The organism is Kaistella sp. (assembly GCF_041824135.1).
GTDB lineage: Bacteria > Bacteroidota > Bacteroidia > Flavobacteriales > Weeksellaceae > Kaistella.
In genome coordinates this window covers 1-19,922 of sequence record NZ_JBGZYM010000075.1, presented here as the reverse complement: position 1 = coordinate 19,922, position 19,922 = coordinate 1, and the positions used below count along the sequence as shown (strand labels likewise).

At 36.0% G+C, this 19,922-nt stretch carries 17 protein-coding genes; 12 read left to right on the top strand and 5 right to left on the bottom strand.

The window, feature by feature from the left end:
- Nucleotides 1–251: 251 nt before the first annotated feature.
- Both ACEYOS_RS08375 and mnmE read right to left on the bottom strand, forming a co-directional pair.
- Nucleotides 252–1,391, bottom strand: coding sequence for a site-specific integrase (locus tag ACEYOS_RS08375; RefSeq protein ID WP_373707983.1), 1,140 nt, complete (start codon nt 1,389–1,391; stop codon nt 252–254).
- Between the two features lie 167 nt (nt 1,392–1,558).
- Nucleotides 1,559–3,139 carry a tRNA uridine-5-carboxymethylaminomethyl(34) synthesis GTPase MnmE gene (mnmE, locus tag ACEYOS_RS08370; protein ID WP_373707984.1) on the bottom strand — a complete coding sequence of 527 codons (1,581 nt, stop codon included), beginning with the start codon at nt 3,137–3,139 and terminating at the stop codon, nt 1,559–1,561.
- A 393-nt stretch (nt 3,140–3,532) separates the two neighbouring features.
- On the opposite strand from mnmE, the gene ACEYOS_RS08365 reads away from it, so the two are divergent.
- The 12 genes from ACEYOS_RS08365 to ACEYOS_RS08310 all read left to right on the top strand — a co-directional run bounded on the left by ACEYOS_RS08365 (nt 3,533) and on the right by ACEYOS_RS08310 (nt 13,433).
- A complete protein-coding gene (locus ACEYOS_RS08365) occupies nt 3,533–4,336 on the top strand; it encodes a hypothetical protein (protein WP_373707985.1) in 804 nt (267 codons plus the stop codon).
- 164 nt (nt 4,337–4,500) lie between these two features.
- On the top strand, nt 4,501–5,682 hold the full coding sequence (locus ACEYOS_RS08360) for a hypothetical protein (RefSeq protein ID WP_373707986.1): 1,182 nt from the start codon (nt 4,501–4,503) through the stop codon (nt 5,680–5,682).
- Nucleotides 5,683–5,899: 217 nt separating this feature from the next.
- Complete coding sequence (locus ACEYOS_RS08355; RefSeq protein ID WP_373707987.1) at nt 5,900–6,346, top strand: hypothetical protein; 447 nt, start codon at nt 5,900–5,902, stop codon at nt 6,344–6,346.
- A gap of 26 nt (nt 6,347–6,372) precedes the next feature.
- Nucleotides 6,373–6,717 (top strand): hypothetical protein, encoded by a 345-nt coding sequence (locus tag ACEYOS_RS08350; RefSeq protein ID WP_373707988.1) that lies wholly within the window; start codon nt 6,373–6,375, stop codon nt 6,715–6,717.
- Nucleotides 6,718–6,785: 68 nt separating this feature from the next.
- Nucleotides 6,786–7,757, top strand: a complete 972-nt coding sequence (locus ACEYOS_RS08345) for an NAD(P)H-quinone oxidoreductase (RefSeq protein WP_373707989.1) — start codon at nt 6,786–6,788, stop codon at nt 7,755–7,757.
- A 204-nt stretch (nt 7,758–7,961) separates the two neighbouring features.
- Nucleotides 7,962–8,480: a MepB family protein gene (locus ACEYOS_RS08340; RefSeq protein WP_373707990.1), complete on the top strand. Its 519-nt coding sequence runs from the start codon at nt 7,962–7,964 to the stop codon at nt 8,478–8,480.
- A gap of 245 nt (nt 8,481–8,725) precedes the next feature.
- Nucleotides 8,726–9,907, top strand: a complete 1,182-nt coding sequence (locus ACEYOS_RS08335; protein WP_373707991.1) for a dipeptidase — start codon at nt 8,726–8,728, stop codon at nt 9,905–9,907.
- Nucleotides 9,908–9,949: 42 nt separating this feature from the next.
- Nucleotides 9,950–10,654, top strand: coding sequence for a hypothetical protein (locus ACEYOS_RS08330; protein ID WP_373707992.1), 705 nt, complete (start codon nt 9,950–9,952; stop codon nt 10,652–10,654).
- 34 nt (nt 10,655–10,688) lie between these two features.
- A complete protein-coding gene (locus ACEYOS_RS08325) occupies nt 10,689–11,180 on the top strand; it encodes a nucleoside deaminase (protein WP_373707993.1) in 492 nt (163 codons plus the stop codon).
- A 129-nt stretch (nt 11,181–11,309) separates the two neighbouring features.
- Nucleotides 11,310–11,990: a hypothetical protein gene (locus ACEYOS_RS08320; protein WP_373707994.1), complete on the top strand. Its 681-nt coding sequence runs from the start codon at nt 11,310–11,312 to the stop codon at nt 11,988–11,990.
- A gap of 74 nt (nt 11,991–12,064) precedes the next feature.
- Nucleotides 12,065–12,865 carry a hypothetical protein gene (locus tag ACEYOS_RS08315; protein WP_373707995.1) on the top strand — a complete coding sequence of 267 codons (801 nt, stop codon included), beginning with the start codon at nt 12,065–12,067 and terminating at the stop codon, nt 12,863–12,865.
- A gap of 136 nt (nt 12,866–13,001) precedes the next feature.
- On the top strand, nt 13,002–13,433 hold the full coding sequence (locus tag ACEYOS_RS08310) for a phage tail protein (protein ID WP_373707996.1): 432 nt from the start codon (nt 13,002–13,004) through the stop codon (nt 13,431–13,433).
- Nucleotides 13,434–13,625: 192 nt separating this feature from the next.
- Here the strand turns inward: ACEYOS_RS08310 and ACEYOS_RS08305 are convergent, their stop codons facing one another.
- The 3 genes from ACEYOS_RS08305 to gyrA all read right to left on the bottom strand — a co-directional run.
- The gene (locus ACEYOS_RS08305; RefSeq protein WP_373707997.1) at nt 13,626–15,398 is read right to left on the bottom strand and encodes an aminopeptidase P family protein; all 1,773 of its coding nucleotides are present in this window, start codon (nt 15,396–15,398) and stop codon (nt 13,626–13,628) included.
- Nucleotides 15,399–15,877: 479 nt separating this feature from the next.
- Nucleotides 15,878–17,266 carry a hypothetical protein gene (locus ACEYOS_RS08300; RefSeq protein WP_373707998.1) on the bottom strand — a complete coding sequence of 463 codons (1,389 nt, stop codon included), beginning with the start codon at nt 17,264–17,266 and terminating at the stop codon, nt 15,878–15,880.
- Between the two features lie 30 nt (nt 17,267–17,296).
- Nucleotides 17,297–19,922, bottom strand: a 2,626-nt coding sequence (gene gyrA, locus ACEYOS_RS08295; protein WP_373797562.1) for a DNA gyrase subunit A, incomplete at its 5' end; no start/stop codon positions are given.

The following is a 19,922-nucleotide window of genomic DNA, read 5'->3' as shown; positions in this document are numbered from 1 at the left end:
GTAGAATGAGTTCATTTTCCATTTGTATCGTTTGATTGATTTATTGATACAAAAGTCATCATCATAAACTTAATGGGCAATACCAGAAGTTTGCAAAAGGCTAAATACTATTAATTTGGATTAAAAACGGTCCAAAAAAAGTCTAAATAAGATTAATCTGGGCTATTCTGGCTTCTATTTGCTTAAAAGTAAAAAATTAGGTTTTAAAAATCAAATTTTTCTTTACTGTAAAGTATTTCAAAGAAAAAACCTCACATTTCCAACGTAAGTTCTGGAATTATTTCTGCTGCTTCTTTCATTTTACTATCCACGATTTTTGCATAAATCTCCGTCGTTCTCAATTCTCGATGTCCCAATCTTTTGGAAATAGTGTAAATATCAGCACCATTTTCCAAAAGCAAAACTGCATTGGTATGTCTTGCGGAATGAAAAGTAATGTGCTTTGGAACTGCCGCGCGATTACACCAACGGATAATTTCCGTATTATATGTCATACCATATTTCAAACCTTTGAAAACTCTGTCTTTAGGATCTTCTCTTTCGCCCAAAAGTTCACGAGCTTGTTTTGAAATATACAAATATTCTACACCATCGGTTTTTTCTTGTCGAAAATTAACTTTAAAAACATCACCTTCATCACGAACTTCAGACCAAACTAAAGTATTAATATCCGACCAGCGAAGTCCCGACAAACACGAAAAAAGAAAAGCTTTTTTCAATACCGGATATTTACATTCGGCTTTGGCTAGAGATTGTAGTTCGTCAAAGGTTAAATATTCTCTTTGGCTTTCCGCTTGCTCAAAGGATTTTATTTTTGAAGCATAATTAATCGTCAAATATCCATTATCGAAAGCGTTTCTAAGTGCAGCTTTGAATTTATTAAAGTATGAATATTTTGAATTTTGAGAGAGTGGAATTTTACTTTTGCTTATCGCATCTTTTTCAAAATATTTCCTAACTTTTTTAATAAAATTCTCATCAATTTCATCAAAAGTCAAATTTTTCGGAACCACTTTTTTTAAATGCTGCAAAGTAGAATACCAATTCCCATAATTGTTTGATGAATCGAGGGTTTGTTTTTCTTCGGTAAGTTCAGCAAAGAAATTTAGAAATACTCGCTTAGCTTTCGTAGTATTTTTTAACTCGAATCTTCCTTGTGCATATTCCGCTTTTCGAATCGCAACAACGTTTTCTGCAAATTCTAAAACCTCCTTATTTTCTTTTTTTTCTTTGGCTGTTTTGGGATCATTAATTAAGTAAGAATCTAAATTCTCGAAACTTCGCAAATGTTTTCTCTTTCCATCTTCTGTAATTTCAGAACCACGATAAAATTCTATTGATAGACTAATCCTTCCGTCTTTTAATTTTCTTTGGCTAAGTGATATTTTCATAAATTTTGTTTTGTACTACTTTGTACTACTTTTCAAAATTTTTCAAGTCTGATGTAGTACAAAAGTGGTACAAATATAGAAATAAACTCCAACAAGAGAAAATAAAATTTACATAAAGTATTGCAAATCAAATAAAAGAAAGAAAAAGAAACTAAAGAAAAGCTAATTTATTTCCCAATACAAAACTTAGAAAAAATATTCCCCAATACTTCATCATTCGTAAACTCCCCGGAAATTTCCCCCAACTGCTCCAACGCATTTCTCAATTCATACGCCAACAGTTCGGTATGAATTCCAGACCTCACCGCTTCTTCCACCTGAAGAACAGATTGCAGCGATTTCTGCAACGCGTCAAAATGCCTTTGATTCGTAATGATCACGTTGCTTTCCTGGTCTTTTAAATTTTCAACATAATCTACTAAGATGGTTTTCACGGCTTCAATTCCCGTTTGATCTTTTGCCGAGATCTTAATGATCTGGTCGCAATAATCCGGAAATATTTGCTGATATAATTGTTGGTCGAATGGACTTTGTGATTGATCTTTATTCAAATCTACTTTGTTGTGAACAAGCACGATTTTCAAATCCTCACGATGGAATTCTTTTACAAAAGCGATCACTTCTTCGGGAGTCGAATCAAATTCGTCATAGAGATACAATAAAATTCTAGCCGAGGCAATTTTCTCCTTCGCTTTGGTCACGCCGATTTTCTCAATAACATCCGTCGTTTCCCGAAGTCCGGCCGTATCCACAAAACGAAAAGCCGTTCCTTTCAGATGAATCACTTCCTCGATCGTATCACGTGTTGTTCCTGCAATTTCAGAAACGATGGCTCTTTCCTCCTTCAATAAAGCATTTAACAAAGTAGATTTCCCTGCATTCGGTTTCCCGATAATGGCGACTTCTACTCCATTTTTCAGCGCATTTCCGTACTGGAAACTCTCGATCAAAGCGCTCAGTTTATGCCGAAGATTCAGCAGCAGCTTGTTCATGGCGGTTCGGTCCGCAAATTCCACATCCTCTTCCCCGAAATCCAGTTCCAGTTCGATGAGCGAGGTAAAATTCAGAAGATCATTTCTCAAAATCGAGATCTCATTGGTGATCCCGCCTTTCAACTGATTCAAAGCCACTTTCCGCGAGGCTTCATTTTCCGAAGCAATCAGATCAGCGATCGATTCCGCCTGTGCAAGATCAATTCTGCCGTTCATAAATGCACGCATCGTAAACTCCCCGGCTTTCGCCAGACGCGCCCCGTTCTTCACCAGAACTTCCAGAATTTTTTTGGCAATATGCGGCGATCCGTGAAAAGAGATTTCCACCACATCTTCCGTCGTAAAAGTTTTCGGCGCCAGAAAAACAGAAACCATGACTTCGTCGATCAGCTCTTCGGCATTGTTGGATGTTGTCCCGATAGCTATCGGGAGTTGAGGGTTGACAGTTTCTGAATTCTGAATTTTAGATTTTAAATTTTGAATATTAAATTCCTCAAACTCTTCCGTCTCCAGTCTCCCGATAGCTATCGGGACATCTATTATCTTTGTTCTTTCCTCTTGGCTCTTTTCCCTTTTTACTTGGCTCTTATCATAAATATACCCGTAATGCACCGTATGAGACGCCACAAGTTCTAAGTTGGTTCCTTTAAAAGTTTTTTGCGCAATCTTCACAGCCTCACCTCCAGAAAGGCGGATAATTCCCAAAGCGCCCACTCCATTTGCGGTCGCAATCGCACAGATCGTATCTTGATTCATGCTGCAAAATTACGTAATTATTCTCTTCCCGATAGCTATCGGGATTTAGGAGCACCAAGATTTCGCTCCTTTTGAAGACCCGTCCCGCTGTCCACTATATCCCGCCGCGGCGGGGATGCCGTTTCCATCGGGGCTAGAATGGAGGGTGGTTTTTAATTTCAAGAGAAGTAAAATAGGTACAACAGTGGGCAAAATGAATTACGCATTTTAATTATTGTTGACTAAGATTTTCTAATTTAAGAAATGTCCTTTTATTCATAATTCACTATAAACCAATCAAATTATAATATTATAAATTTTAGTAATATTAGCAGAATTACGTATATTTGAGAGTTAGCGGTTATCTCAAAAAAACGTCTTTAAAATAAAAATATCAAGTAATTTATTAAAACTATGAAAAAAACATTTATCCTATCTGCTGTTATTATCAGCGGAATTTTTTGCGCACAAAAACACGAATTTTCAGCGTACTCAAACAATGTTGAACTTGTAAAAATTAAAAATTCTATAAAGGAAAATCAGAAAACAGAATTTTACAAGCAATACCTAAAAAATGAGTTAACAGAAGATATGAAAAGCACCTTCATTTTTAAAAAATATTCTGATATCGTTTTAACCAAATTTGCAGATACACTTTTAACATACGACAGTTCCACAAGATATTTGGATCAGGGCGAAAATATATCAATTAAAAATCTGGATAATTTAATCGGATCCAAAAATGATGCAGAAAAAATTAACGAAAATTTGACAGCACTTCTTGGTGATTTTCCTAAAATCGTGAAGATACAAGATGCTACTGAACATACTGCTTTTGAAATTATTCCCGGTGAAATTTTAGAAATCTATTATTGGGGAGGAGGTAATATGACAAGCCAAATATATTACAAAGTCTCTAACAATGATCTGAAAAACATAAATGTAATTCCAGAAGAAGACAAAAACTTTTTAAAGACAGTGAAGCAAAATATCGGAAAGAAAAATATTACGTTTTTTAGTTCTAAAGGAAATTCCTATTCAAGTATTGAAAAAAATCCAAAAGACAAATTCTATGTTATTGGTGCTTCATTATTTTTAGAGGAAGACAATTTTGCTCCTATTTATGAAATAGAATATAAAACGACAGATTTTAAAAATTTCATTCCTTTAAGGATTAAATCATCTGAAGAAAATTCAAAATGGAAAACTATTAAATAAGAGACAGCCGCTAACATCGTATTGGCAGTAGTGCGGAGGAATCGCAAGTTTAACCATTTTAGATGCTTCGCAGATTAATTTATAATAAGAAAGTTTCTGCGGTAAAGCTGCACCATCGCCAATACGTAACCGTTCGTCAGCGATAATTCTATAAGAACAATATTATGATTTTAAATTTTCCATTTAGAAATATCACAATAAATGAATTATGGGATTTTTTGCAAAAAGCAAAAATCAAAGATTATCAAGAAATTGTTAGTAATCCAGATTCATGGAAAAAGAAATATTTTGAAGATTCAATCCAGATATGGAATGAAGGTTTGGTCAATTTTGAAAACGAATTATTACAAGTAATTAATACAACTAATCAAGAAACAATTGATGAATATTTTAAACAAACTCACGAAACAATTGAACAATTTTATGATTTTTTAAGTGTTGATTATTTACAAAGTGAAGTTAGAAAATGGAATGGAGAAAATTATAAATTATATGAAGAAAATGTAGAAAAGAAAAGTCAAGATTTTTTTAAAAATAAAAATCCTGAATTAAAACACTTGGAAGAGTATGAAGAGGTAGAGAGAAAGAACCCATTCTTTTACCCATTTCCATTATTACAGAGTCAGAAAAAAACTGGTAAAAAAATCAATTATAATTATTATTGTGTTGAAGAGAAACCAGAGTATATCTCGACAGCAATATTAGAGGCTTATTTCAAAATTGTAGAGAACTTATTTACTAGTCTAATTGAAACATTTAAGAAATATTATAATCCTTGGAAAGAAGGGAAATTACTTTCTAAAGTTGAACAAGTCATAATACCAAAACCAATTGTTTTTGTAGAAGGAGAACATGATATAACTTATATCAAAAAAGCGGCAGAGTTGCTAGACAAGAAAGCACTACTTGACAAAATTGAATTGCGCCAAAGAGAAGGGTTCCGAAATCTAGATAAATTATGGTTAGAACTGAACAAAGAAAGTTGGGAGACAATTCCACAAATTAAAATTTTTCTATATGATTGTGATACGAACAAGGAAGATCAGGATTTTGGTTATCACTTCAAAAGACTTATTCCAACAAGAATTGATGGAATTGTAAAATCAGGAATTGAAAATTTATTTCCAGATGACCTAATTTATAAAGCAATTGAAGAAAATAAAGCATTTATTGATTTTAAAAAAGAATCTGGAATCATTCGTGGTGTCGAGTATCAAAAAGAACACTGTGAGGTAAATAAAGATGAAAAGAAAAATTTTTGTGACTGGGTTTGCAAAAATGCAACAAAAGAAGACTTCAGTAAATTTGAAGTAGTTTTTGAAATTATTGAAAATGTAATTAAGTAATTACAGCTACCGCTAACATCGTATTGGTAATAGTGCGGGTTTTTCCCATATTTAAAGATTAGAGATCTTTCGAAGTTTAGTTTATAATAGAAAAATTTATCATATTAATCCGCGCAATCATCAATACGCAAAACTTTAATTAATATGCGCGCAATCAACATAACAAAATCCGGCGGACCCGAAGTTCTACAACTTCAAAAAACCTCAAAACCAACTAATGAATATTTTTAAATCCTTTATCAATAGCGTCAAAACGTTTGCTACAAATACTGGCACTGAAAAACGCAGAGATCGATTTACGGTAAAGCAAATTCAATTGGATGAGTTAGGTGAAGAACTCAACCTGGTTCTGGAAGGTAAAACCGATTTTAATTTTATTGGGATCACTGCCAATGGATACGACAGCCTCTTTTTTGTTCGGAATGACCAGAATTTTAATGTAGAATTTAGGGCACTTAAAAAGATTCAGCTTGCTTATTTAAAACCATTAGAAGAATTTGCTTCTAAACACAATATCAAGTTTGAAAAAGAAAAATTAGACAGAATTCCCTATTTGAGAATTAGAACGAACACGAGTATCACGGAAACGGTTGATTTAGCAAAACGCATTCAAAAAGAAATTTTTGGAAATACTGATAGTACAATATATAAAGTGATTCCTTAACGGTATTCCTATTGATAAAAAATAAAATGTGCAGCGATTGTTTTGATAAGGAGTATTACGGTTTTCCTTCACAACTTGAATTTAAAAAATTTGAGGATAATTTAGATTCGAAGACTCGTTCCAATAAAATTGAAATTCTTGAATCAAATGATGAAAATAAACTCATGGATTACCGAATGTATTTTCTGTGCAATACTTGTGAAGAAATATTTGTACTTTCAATTCCGGATCATGCCTGGAGAGGATATTTTTTAACTCAAGAAAATGCATCAGCATATCACGATAAATTATATTCATCTGATAAAAAGAAAAAATATGGTTGTTTAGTAATGATCATCATTCTTTGTTCCCTTTTGATCTATGCCCTTTAGCAAACGTTTGAATAATCTATTAAATTAAAACTTTTGTAACTTTTGTGGTTTAAAAATTCAATCATAATATGAAAGCAATCCACATCACCAAATCCGGTGGACCGGAAGTTTTACAACTTCAGGAAACCCCAAAACCAACACCTGAAAAAAACCAGGTGCTCATCAAAGTAAAAGCAGCCGGCGTTAATCGCAGCGATGTGATCACCCGACAAAATACCGCCACTTATGGCAAAGGTTCGCCCCAGACTTTAATTCCCGGCTTAGAAGTTTCCGGCGTTATTGAAGAGATTGGCTCTGAAGTCACAGACAAAAAAGTCGGCGATCAAGTCTGTGCGCTTATTTCAGACGGTGGTTATGCCGAATATGTTGCGGTCGAAAGTTCGCACTGTCTTCCCATCCCGGAAGGAATTAGTCTGGAAGATGCAGCCGCGATTCCGGAAACGGTTTTCACGGTTTGGTTTGATGTTTTTATGTTGGGGAAATTACAACCCGGCGAAAAATTACTCATTCACGGCGGAACCAGCGGCATCGGAACCATGGGATTGCAAATGGCAAAAGCCTGGGGTTGCGAATCCTACTCTACTGCGGGAACAGAGGAAAAGGTAGCATTTCTCAAAAATCTTGGAGTTGATCATGTCATCAATTATAAAAAAGAAGCTTTTGAAGAAGTCTGGAAAAACGAAAAGATCGATGTCATTCTCGATATGGTCGGCGGCGATTATACGCAAAAGAACCTCGACATCCTGAATAAAAAAGGCCGCCTCGTTTACATCAACGGCATGAAAAGCACCGACGTGAATATTAATCTTCGCACGATCATGGCCAAAAACCTGACCTTAACCGGAAGTTTCCTCAAACCTCAAACCGCCGAAGTGAAAACCCAAATCGCGCAGCAAGTTGAAAAAAATATCTGGCCGATGTTTCATTCTAAAGCGATCCATCCGATCATTTACAAAAAATTCCCTTTAGCAGAAGCCGCCGAGGCGCATCAATTGATGGAAAGCAGTGAGCATATTGGGAAGATTCTTTTGACGATGTGATCATTGGTTGATCTGATGATGTGGCGATTTGAAAATTAGTTTCAATAGAGTCTCAAAACCTTAATCCCTAAGAAAATTAAAAGTTGAGATTCCACGCTCCACTTTGTTCCGCTCTGAATGACAAATTAATTGTTTAATTACAAAATCTAATTTGAATGACATAGGAAACGGAGTCGTAAAGAAGATTGAATATTTAGAACTTATATGATATTTCAAAAGAAACCTTGTGCCGATATCAAATTAATTGATGAGCTGGTTTTTAAACCGTGTAATTTTAGTTTAAAAAATATAGAGCCTGAAGCAGAAAGTCAGGAATATTCAGCCCATCGTTTTCAGCTGAATGAAAAAAAGATCCTATTTCGAGTTGCCAAAGTAACTCCTACAAAAACAGGACAATTTGTTGCAATCTGGAAACGCACCTCTGAAGGAATAACTGCGCCATTCGAGGTTTCAGATGAATTTGACTTTTATTTGATCGCCACCAAAACCGCAACAAATTTTGGTGTTTTTATATTTCCAAAAAAAATCTTACACGAAAATAAAATTTTATCCGATCAAACAAGAGACGGAAAACGCGGAATAAGGGTTTATCCAACTTGGGATGAAACGACCAGCAAACAAGCGACGAAAACCCAAATCTGGCAAACAGAATATTTTTTAAATTTATCTAATCCTGTGCAAATTGATATAAATCGTGCAAAGAATTTGTTGAAAATAGAATAAAGCGATGGGTCGGTAAGATAGCGTTCCTACGGAACGCCCAACATTGCTACGTAATAAATCTACAGAGATATGATTCCTACGGAATCTTTTATTCATCAATCATTCAAGAATTAAAATACTGAAAGAACATAGCATCTGATAATAAGATAGCGTTCCTCCGGAACGCCCCTCATTGCTACTTAACGAATCTACAGAGATATGATTCCTCCGGAATCTTCTTCCTCATTAAACCATTGCTTATTTGGATGAAAACCTTTATCCATTACCTTCAAACGAGATCAAAACCTCTGCGTCTCTGCGAGGAAAACATTGCATCTTTGCGAGAAACCATTTTTCGAATCACAAAAACACCAACTTATTTCAAAAGTGGTATTTTAGTAGCATTAAATAACATCAAATTCTTTTTTCGACCATCAACGGGAAAAGCAACTCTAAAAAAACAATTCATGAATCAACCTGTTATCGATCTTCACTGTGACTTACTCAGTTATCTTACCCGATCAAACTCCAGCATTTACAAGACCGAAGATGTTGGTTGTGCCGTTCCCTATTTAAAAGAAGGAAATGTTAAATTACAGATCATGGCGATTTTTGCACCAGTAGAATCCAATAGCCACGACTATGGATTAAAGCAAAGTGAAATATTCCGGGATCTCAATTCTCAGGAAAATGAACTCTACCGTTTTGAAAAACATCATTTAGAAACTTTCGCAACAAATGAAAATATTGGAATGCTGGCTTCGGTAGAAAGTGGTTCGGCCTTTTGTGATGAAAACATTTCTTTGAAAGAAGGTTTTGAAAATCTGGAGAGGATCATCGAGAATGTAGGTTCGATCATGTACATCAGTTTTACGCATCATGCTGAGAACAGATTTGGTGGTGGCAACTACTCCGCTGTTGGCTTAAAAAATGATGGGAAAGCATTAATTGATTATATACACAACAGAAATATCGCCATTGATTTTTCGCATACGAGTGATGCTTTGGCGCATGATATTTTAAATTATATTTCCAAAGAAAACATCAGCGTTCCGATCATGGCGAGTCACTCTAATTACCGTCCGGTTTATGATCATAAGCGGAATTTACCTGATGATATCGCAAAAGAGATCATTCATCAAAAAGGTTTGATCGGACTCAATTTTGTGCGGGCTTTTGTGAATCCAGAAAAAGTAGAAGCTTTGGAAGAACACGTTGCGCATGGAATTAGCTTGGGTGCCGAAAATGCGATCTGTTATGGTGCTGATTATTTTTACACCAAAGACAATCCTGACAAATCCAGAATTCCTTTCTATTTCAAAGAACATGGAAATGCAGATTGTTATCCACGAATCAATAAGGTTTTGGAGCAGCAATTTGGTGCGGAACAAATGAAGAAAATCAGCAGTCAGAATGCTTTGGAGTTTATTGAAAGACTTTGGAGTTAAATATAATCTTCTAGGATCAAAACTTAAATAAATAAATAAGCATTGAAATATTATTTGGGCGCCTATTATTTGATGAAACTTCGCAAGTCTAATTTTGGAACTTTTGAGGGTGCGAAATTGTATACTTGCAGTACTTGCATCAATGATTCATTTATTGACGCTTGGTCTCTTAGCTGGACTGAGAGTGGGAAAAAAGTTAACGACGAAACTAAGTCCAGTTTTAATATTAATGAGATGCAAATTATAAATATCCAAAAATGGGCAGACCAAAAATTTGAGGAAGAAAAAATTGGTTGGATTTCTACTTTTACGGATTTAAAAACTTTGATCGAATATAAAAATTTATTCTTTCCCAAGGATTGCGCGGAAATTTTGAGCATTAACTTTCCCGAAACTGAAACAGAAGAATTATTATCATTTTTCAATTCCGAAGAATCATCCTTTCAAGAAATTGGTCTATCAAATAATTTGAACAATCGAATCCTTGAAAACGAAAATGATATAACAATCGGCTATGATCTCATCGGAATTGAAGAAAGTGGCGATTTTCATAGTTTTCACTGCCACAACTTAGCAACAGAACTCACTGAAAAATTCGGAATTGAAATCAACGAATTTGGACTGATAAAAGAAAATAATCAGTGGCAAGAAATGGTAACTTTTATGAATGATGAAAACAACGGATTTGCATCTGCACCTTGGTTTTATGTAAAAGTGAAAAAGTCAATACCTGATCTAGAATTTTAAATATTGTAAACCTTAATTAATTCAAACAGAAAATATGGCTCAACAACTAAAAGAAACTGACCACAAATATTTAGAAAGATGTCTGGAATTGGCAAAAGAATCGGTGGAAGCTGGTGATGAAGCGTTCGGATCGGTCCTGGTGAACGAAGCAGAAGAGATTATAGCGGAAGCTCGAAACAGAGTGAATGAAAAAACAGTCTTGGCTCATCCTGAAATTGATTTAGAATACTGGGCAGCTGAAAATTTATCGGAAGAAGAAAGACAAAAGGCAACCATGTACACCACTGGTGAACATTGTCCGATGTGTTCGGCTGCGCACGGTTGTGTCGGAATCGGAACTTTGGTGTATTTGAGTTCTGCGAAACAGTTGGGAGAATGGCAAAAGGAATATGATCTGGCATCCGCGCCAATTAACTTCTTGCCCGTAGAAGATATTATAAAAAACGTAGAAGTTCGTGGTCCGGCTGAAGGTGAATTATTGGAAGAAATCAAAAAACTGCATCAATTGAACTGGTCAAAAAAATAAGTTCGAATACTCTCATTTAAACATTACGTCGACTACAAATGTTTAAAGTCAAGATTTAATCACCAGAATTTTTAATTTATTGATCGTCTATAAATCATTTTAATTTTATATTCTACTATTAAAAAAGATATGTTGAAAATAGTATTCTGCTCGATTCTCTTTCTATTAATGATGAGTTGTCAAAAAGACCATCAGATTATGGAACCAGAAAATAGTAGGTCTCCTGAAAAAACAGCCGAATTTGCTTCTAAAAATAAAGAAAGCGTCGTCAAAGAAAAAATAAAAGTTTATCGGTCAAAATATTTGGCAATTGAGAATATTTTAGTGAATGATCACAAAATCATTTTACCTCAACAAGAATTTGCGAAACTCTATCCGAAATATGATTCGATCCGAACTACATTACGTGAATGTGGCCATCCGTTAGAATGGTTAGATGAAAAGTGGATGATGAAGACCTACGGTGAAAAAGACGAAAACGTGGGAACTTTCGCTAGATTCAACGGAGAAATTACCCGATTCAGTATTAAAGGTTTCGATTTCGACAGCAATAATCATCTGGTTATTTTCGACTCTGGAAAAGCGAAAGGAAATACGTTTCTGATCATTTCTGATCAAATCGTGCTGGATGAAAACACAACCGTTTCTGACTTCAAAAAACTCTTTCCTAAAGTAGAAATGGAAGAAACTGAGGATAAAGATACGGTGCGTTTTAGATTGTACATTGCTGAAAATCTTGATGAGGCATTTTTATTTTATTTTAAAAATGGAAAATTAGAATATTACACATTGTGGTGGTTATTGTGCTAAAAATTGAAATCATTTCAAAACGCCTCAGATCATTGACGGTAAAAGAAACTCGCATTATAAAAGACAAACTATTTATGAGAAAGATATTGGTCATTAATATCATATTGGTTTCTATTCTTAGCTGTACCGATAAAATTAAGGATAACAAAACCGTAAAGGAGAATACTTCGAAACCTGTGGTTACTGAAAAAACTACCGCTAAAAACAGCGAAACGTTTCAGAAATTCGAGGAGTCCACTTATGATCGGACTGATTTAAAAGACAGAATCGAAAATCATCAAAGCGCGCTTGCTGCTCTTTCAGATAATGGAATTTTTAAGTCAATCAGCAATCCTTTGCTCAAAAAACTTTCTACGAAACATGAGCAGTACTTTTCGGGTCATCCAGAATACGAACTTTTATCGATTGCCAAAGGATCTCTTACCTCAGAAGGAAAAAATGACCGAGTTTTCGTGGTCTTCAATAAGAGTGAATCGATGATTACGATTTTAATCTATCAGGCAGAAAAAGATCTGTATCGGGAACTCTACCGAACGGCGAAAGTTGAAAATGGTTTGGAAGATGCCGGCTGCAACTACGGCGCTTTTGGGACATTGGATTATCAAATAGGTGAAGAGATCATCTATCATCAAGAATTTCTGAAAAAAAATGTAGGTCAGTTTTTTGAAGCTGTTCCAATCATTATGAACGGTTTAAAAGAAGATGAAAATTTTGCACCTGATCACGGATGTTTTTCAAAAGGAATGAGCATTGCAAAAAAAGTAAGCTTTATCGCAATCCCGACCAGTCAAGTCTACAGCAACTGGGATTGTCTCACCTACCAAAAGGAATCGGATTGTTTTCTTATTTTCTATGGACAGGCCTTCGCAGACTGAGTAATTTCTCAGTACGAAAATTATCACAAACACTTTGAGTTTTAAAAAAATTCCCATCTCACCTATTCATGTTTTTTTTGAATAAAGGCTAACTCACAGAAAACGAGTATCTTTAGGTTCAACAAAAACAAATACCATGACACAACCAGTTATTAGTCAGTATCATTTTTTAGTAGAATGGGGCGGATCGAGACTCGATTTTCTCGAAGTTTCAGGATTAGATATTGTAGTGGATATCGTCCCTATGCGAGGTGGAAGTTCTCCCGAAGAGAACGAGATAAAAATTCCGGGATTAACGAGGTATAAAGATATCGTTTTGAAAAGGACAGTAAAAGTCGGAGATAATGACTTTTATAACTGGATTAAAACTCGAAGTTTCGGAACAGTCGAAAGAAGAGAAGTCACTATTTCTTTACTCAATGAAGAACATGAACCTGTGATTTTTTGGAAGGTTAAAAATTGTTTTCCTTCTCAATATATTGGTCCTATGCTGATCAGTAATGATTCTCAACTTGCAACGGAAACACTCGTGTTAACACACGAAGGCTTTTCAGTGGAACACCAGTAAAAGTGGGTAACCTTTGATATCATTCTATTCCTAATCTATGGAGATGATCTCTTTGCGTGAGGGATAGTAATGGAAATCCTTTTTGTTTTATTTGGACTTGGTGAAGGCAAAACAAAAAGATTGCAATGAATAGCCCGACCCTTGGGTCACGCTCCAAAAAAAAAAGTGTAGAAAAATCTACACTTTAAATATTTATATCGGTTGAACCATTTCTAAGAACCAGTCTTTGACCTCGCCTTGTAAATCGTTTTCTAATTTCTTTTTACACCACGCGTGGTAATTATTTAACCAGTCTTTTTCAGGTTGAGTTAATAATTCGGTAGCGATCACATTTTTGTCGAACGGACAGATCGTTAAGGTTTCAAAATCATAAAACGTTCCGAAATCAGTGGTTTCCAATTCCCGAACAGCGATTAGATTTTCATGACGAATTCCGTAATGGTTTTCGTAATAGAACCCTGGCTCGTTGGACAATACCATGCCTGGAATCAGTTCCTGAAAATTCATGTCTTTTCTGATGTTCTGCGGACCTTCATGTACATTCATGAAACTACCCACACCGTGACCGGTTCCGTGGTTATAATCTTTGCCTTCTTTCCAAAGCGCCAATCTTGCAAACGCATCCAACTGAACACCGCGTGTGCCTTTCGGAAACTTCACCATCGATAATTGAATCAATCCTTTCAAAGCCAAAGTGCAATTTTCTTTAAATTCTGCCGAAGCATTTCCTAAAGCTGAAGTTCGCGTGATATCTGTTGTTCCTTCTAAATATTGTCCGCCAGAATCGACTAAGATCGTATCTTGATTCGTCACATCTTTGCTGCCTTCACTTTTCGCAGAGTAATGCATGATTGCTCCATTTTCTTTATAACCAACAATGCTACCGAAACTTTCTCCTACAAAGTTTTTACCTTCTGCACGGAAACCTCTTAATTTTTCACCAATTGAAAATTCTGTCATGGCTTCTTTTCCAGCTTGATGGGTTAACCAATAAAGGAATTTCACCATGGCAACTCCATCTCTTTGCATCACGGTTCTGAAACCTTGCAGTTCGGTTTCATTTTTAATGGCTTTCATTAAATTTCCCGGTACAGGTGCTTTAATAAAAGTGTTATTTTCTTTCAAAGCTTCAAAAATAGACTGATTTCCATTGGGCGAGATCAAAACTTTTTCGTCGTTTACTTTATCTAATTCTTTGTAGAATTCTTCGTAAGGAAGCATTTTAACCCAAGCATCATCCATTTGTTTTCTGGAATCAACATCGAGTTTTTCTAAATCTATAAAAAGTTTCGCTTCATTTTTAGTCAATAAAACGTAACCCAGAAATACAGGATTGGACTGTACATCGCTTCCACGTAAATTTAAAGTCCAGGCGACATCATCTAAACTGGAAATAATGTGCACAGATGCGCCCAACTCTTCCATTTTAGTACGAATATCTGCCAACTTATCATTCACTGATTTTCCAGCTCTTTCAATCGGTTGTACAAATACAGGATTTTTTTGAGCGCTGGTCGTCCTATCTTTCCAAATTTCTTTTAACAAAGGGAAGTCTACCAGCTTATTACCTTTGGCAGCTAATTTCTCGGTTAATAATTCCCAGTTGGCATGTGCAGTTGCAATCGCGTTTACGGCTACTGTTCCATTCTCAGGAATTTGTTCATTAATCCAGTCGATATAATTGGGAGTTCCCTCCATTCCATCTTTCATTAAATCGATTCCGGAATCTTTCAATTCAATCGGTGCCTGTACAAAATAACGTCCGTCCGTCCACAAACCTGCTTTATCTTTGGTAATGACTACGAATCCAGCCGAACCTGTAAATCCTGAAAGCCATGATCTTTCTTGCCATTCTTCGGGTAAATATTCGCTCATGTGAGGATCTGCCGAATAAACAATAAAAGCATCAATATTATTTTCTGACATTTTTTGGCGAAGCGCCACTATTTTTTCTGATGAAGTCATATTGTATCTATTTGGATGTGAATTTACGAAGAATTTAAGGGTTTGGAAAAAGATGGGTCTTAAAGTTTTTATAAAAAATGAATTTCCTGCATATTGACAGTTCCAAAAAATATAAATATTCCGCAAAATGTAGTTAATAAACTAATTATGTTAAAATTTAGAATTTTCACAACAATACTCCATGACCAAATTTATACTTTTGCGAAAAACCGTGTCGAGGTTTAGAACTTTGACGGTTGGGAATAATTTATCTTTTAAATGCTATGAACTCTAATTATGCATTTTCCATTGAAAGAATATCCGCTCTACATTCTAGCCCCGATTGCAACGGCATCCCCGCCGTCGCGGTGGGATAGAGTGGAAAGCGGGTCCGGGTGCGAACAATTGCTAAAATCTTCGTGCTTCTAAAAAAGAATAAAAAAAAGTATACCGAAAATGAATCCGATATACTTTAATTAAATTTCTACATTAGGTAGATTTTATTTTTGAGCCGCTGTCATCGCCTCTTCTTTTGCTTTAAATTCTGCTTGCTTGGCTTCATTTCTCGCTGAACCATACAGACCTTTTAATAGACTTACAGCATCTATACTGTTGTTATCGTACTGATACCATTTTTCAGCGAAAGGCAAGGCTGCTGCCAATCTCGCTCTTCTGGCTGCGATAATTTTATTAGACTCTTCAATCTTACCTGCTTTTCTAGCTGCGTTATAATCATCAATCGCTTTGGCATCGTCGCCCATCGTCATGTAGGTCATATTTTGCCAAGCCTGAACGAGTTCCGGTTTGATCTCAACTGCTTTTTTGTAAGAAGCTAAAGCCTCCGCTTCAGTTGCTGGATCTTTACTTTGCAACACGCCCAAATTGTACCAGTTGGTCGCATCGTTTGGATTACTCGCCAACTGCTTCTTTAAACTCGAAACAAATTCATTCGTTTTCCCGGATTTGAAATAGGCTGTTCCTTGAAGTTCCGCTAATTTTGCGTTGTTCGGGAATTTCTTTAAGCCTTTTTCAATTAAAGATAAAGCTTCTTCATTTTGATCAGTATCAAGAAGTAAAGCTACGGTAGTTTCGTATAATTCTTTTTCTACACTCTTAGAAGTTTCTGTTTTAAAATCAGAATAATCTGCTGTGGCTCCCATTTTTTTGTAGAGATCCCAAGTCGATTTTTCTAAATTTTCAACTTCATTGCTTTTTTTATTTTTTGCAGTGTAGGTTGTTTCAATTCCAGTGTAGCCAGAATTAAGTAAATTCATGTAAATGGTACTCGCTTCTTTTTTCTTGTCTGCAAGCGCATAGGTTAAACCTGAATAATAAAGATATTTTTTATTATCCTGTCCAGCTGCGTTTAACAAGTCGTAAACTTCTTGAAACTTTGGTGCCGCTTCTGCATATTTCTTTGCATTATAAGCATCTAAAGCCACTTTGTTTGCAGCTTCGATCACCGGGTTAATTGAGCCCGATAATTTCGAAGTTAAAGTTGGCGTGTAGGATTCCTCTTTTAAACCTTGAATTCCTGATTGGTCAGCGGCAGCTTTTCCAACATAGTACACTTTGTTTTTTGAAGAATCTTTTCCAACATAGATTTTATTCTTTGCTAAATCATTAATTTTCCCCAAATAAGAAGCACCTTCAGCAGTTTTTCCTGCTTTTAAAAGTGACAATCCTTTTGCATAATAATATTGTTCTAAAACTGCAGGCTCCAAAAGATAGGTCTTATCTCCCATCGCACTTTCTGCTTGTGCAATTTGCGCATTGGTCGTCGCAAGATCTCCAGCATCAATAGCCTTAACCGCTGCTGCAATTTCTTTTTTTTGTCCAAATGCGAATGCAACTGTTAGCATTGCTGCGCTTAAAAATATTTTTTTCATTTTATTTTAATTTAAAATTTGGTTGATTTATTATTCCGCAGATTCATCTTCTGAATCTTTATCGTTTTCTTTTGTCGTTTCATCGTTATCTGCTGCCTCTTCGTCTTCAATTTTCTGAAGTACTTCGGGGTCACCAATGTTTGTAAACGCATTATTTCCTGTTTGTTCCTGATCACTAAAATCTGGACGTGCAGAATCAACATGTTCTGTTGGGAGTTCAGCTAACGGCTCATCGACTTCTTCATCGATAATCACTTCTTTATCCATTTCTACTTTTGCAATGGCAGCAATTTCATCATTCTTTTTCAAGTTGATTACTTTCACTCCTTGTGTATTACGACCCATCACCCGCATTTCATCCATGCCCATTCTGATAGCAACACCCGATTTGTTGATGATCATTAAACCATCTTCATCGGTTACCGATTGAATAGCGATTAGATTTCCTGTTTTTTCAGTAACGTTTAGCGTAATAACTCCTTTTCCACCACGGTTGGTTTCTCTATAGTCAAGAACAGCAGTTCTTTTTCCATATCCTCTTTCAGAAACTACTAAAACGGTGTCATTTTCAACATCATTTACAACTATCATTCCAATAACTTCGTCCCCTTTATCTAAAGAAATTCCACGAACACCGATGGATCCACGTCCAACTGCTCTAGCTTTTTCTTCTGGGAATCGGATACACTTACCATTCTTAGTGGCAATCATAATTTGAGAAGTTCCATTGGTTAATCTTGCGCCTAACAATTGGTCGTTTTCTCTAATTTCAATCGCATTTACCCCGTTGGTTCTAGGTCTTGAATACGCTTCTAATGAAGTTTTCTTGATGGTTCCGTTTTTGGTGATCATCACGACGTTCATTTGATTGACGTAATCCAAATCTTTCAGATCATTGGTTCTGATATAGGCTTTAATTTTATCATCAGGTTCGATGTTAATTAAATTCTGTACGGCTCTGCCTTTAGAAATTTTCGATCCTTCTGGAATTTCAAATACTCTTAACCAGAAACATTTTCCTTTTTCGGTAAAGAACAGCATGTATTGGTGATTCGTTGCGGCTACAATATATTCCAGGAAATCTTCATCTCTGGTTGTGGCTGCACGGTTTCCGACACCACCTCTGCTTTGTACTTTATATTCTGAAAGCGAAGTTCTTTTAATATAACCTGCATGAGAAATAGTCAAAACTACTTTTTCGTCAGGAATTAGATCTTCGATGGACATTTCGCCACCTGAATAATCAATTTCCGTACGTCTTTCGTCGCCATACTTTTCTTTCATGTCTAACATTTCATCTTTAATGATCTGGAATCTTCTTGGCTCATTCGCTAAAATATCTTCTAAATCATTGATTAATGCCATGATCTCATCATATTCCGCACGAATTTTGTCGAGTTCCATGCCAGTCAAACGAGCCAATCTTAAATCTAAGATCGCTTGTGCCTGGATATCAGAAAGTTCGAATTCGGCCATCAATCCTTCCTTCGCCTCTGCTGGATTAGAGCTGTGACGAATGATCGCGATTGCTTTATCTAAAGAATCCTGGGTCCCAATCACTTTCATGAAACCTTCAAGAATATGTGCTCTTTCCCTGGCTTTTCTTAAATCGTATTTCGTTCTGCGAACAATCACTTCATGTCTGTGATCTACGAAATGAAGAATTAAATCCTTTACATTTAACTGTACCGGACGGCCTTTCACCAAGGCAATATTATTAACGCTGAATGAAGTTTGTAATGCTGTATATTTATAAAGCATGTTTAAAACTACATTCGGTATCGCATCATTTTTAAGTTCATAAACAACGCGCATTCCCTGTCTGTCAGATTCATCACGGATCTCAAAGATTCCTGTGATCTTCTCATCTTTTACCAGTTCTGCGGTTCTCGCAATCATGTCAGCCTTATTCACCTGATAAGGAATCTCGGTAACGATGATCGCATTTCTATTTCCGATCTCTTCAAAGCCCACTTTAGCACGAAGAACTACTCGTCCGCGTCCTGTATGCAGCGCTTCGCGAACACCATCGTAACCGTAAATGATCCCACCCGTTGGGAAATCGGGCGCGATGATGTGCTGCATCAACTCATCAATAGTAATTTCAGGATTGTCGATATAAGCACAGATGGCATCAATTGATTCTGACAGGTTATGCGGCGCCATATTGGTCGCCATTCCCACTGCAATACCCGAAGTTCCATTAACCAAAAGGTTAGGGATTTTTGTTGGCATTACGGTCGGCTCCGTCATGGAATCATCAAAGTTATTTTGAAATTCAACCGTATCTTTATCAAGATCTGCTAAGATTTCATCTGAAATCTTTTTCATTCTTGCCTCCGTATAACGCATTGCTGCTGGCGGATCACCGTCTACAGACCCAAAGTTACCCTGTCCGTCTACCAACTGATAACGCAAACTCCACGGTTGTGCCATTCTTACCATCGCATCGTAAACGGAGGTATCACCGTGTGGGTGATACTTACCGAGAACATCTCCTACGATTCTCGCTGATTTTAAATGTTTTCTGTTTGAAAAAACGTTCAATCCGTACATTCCGTAAAGAACTCTTCTGTGAACCGGCTTCAAGCCATCTCTTACATCGGGTAACGCTCTGGAAACGATTACCGACATCGAATAATCGATATAAGAGGAT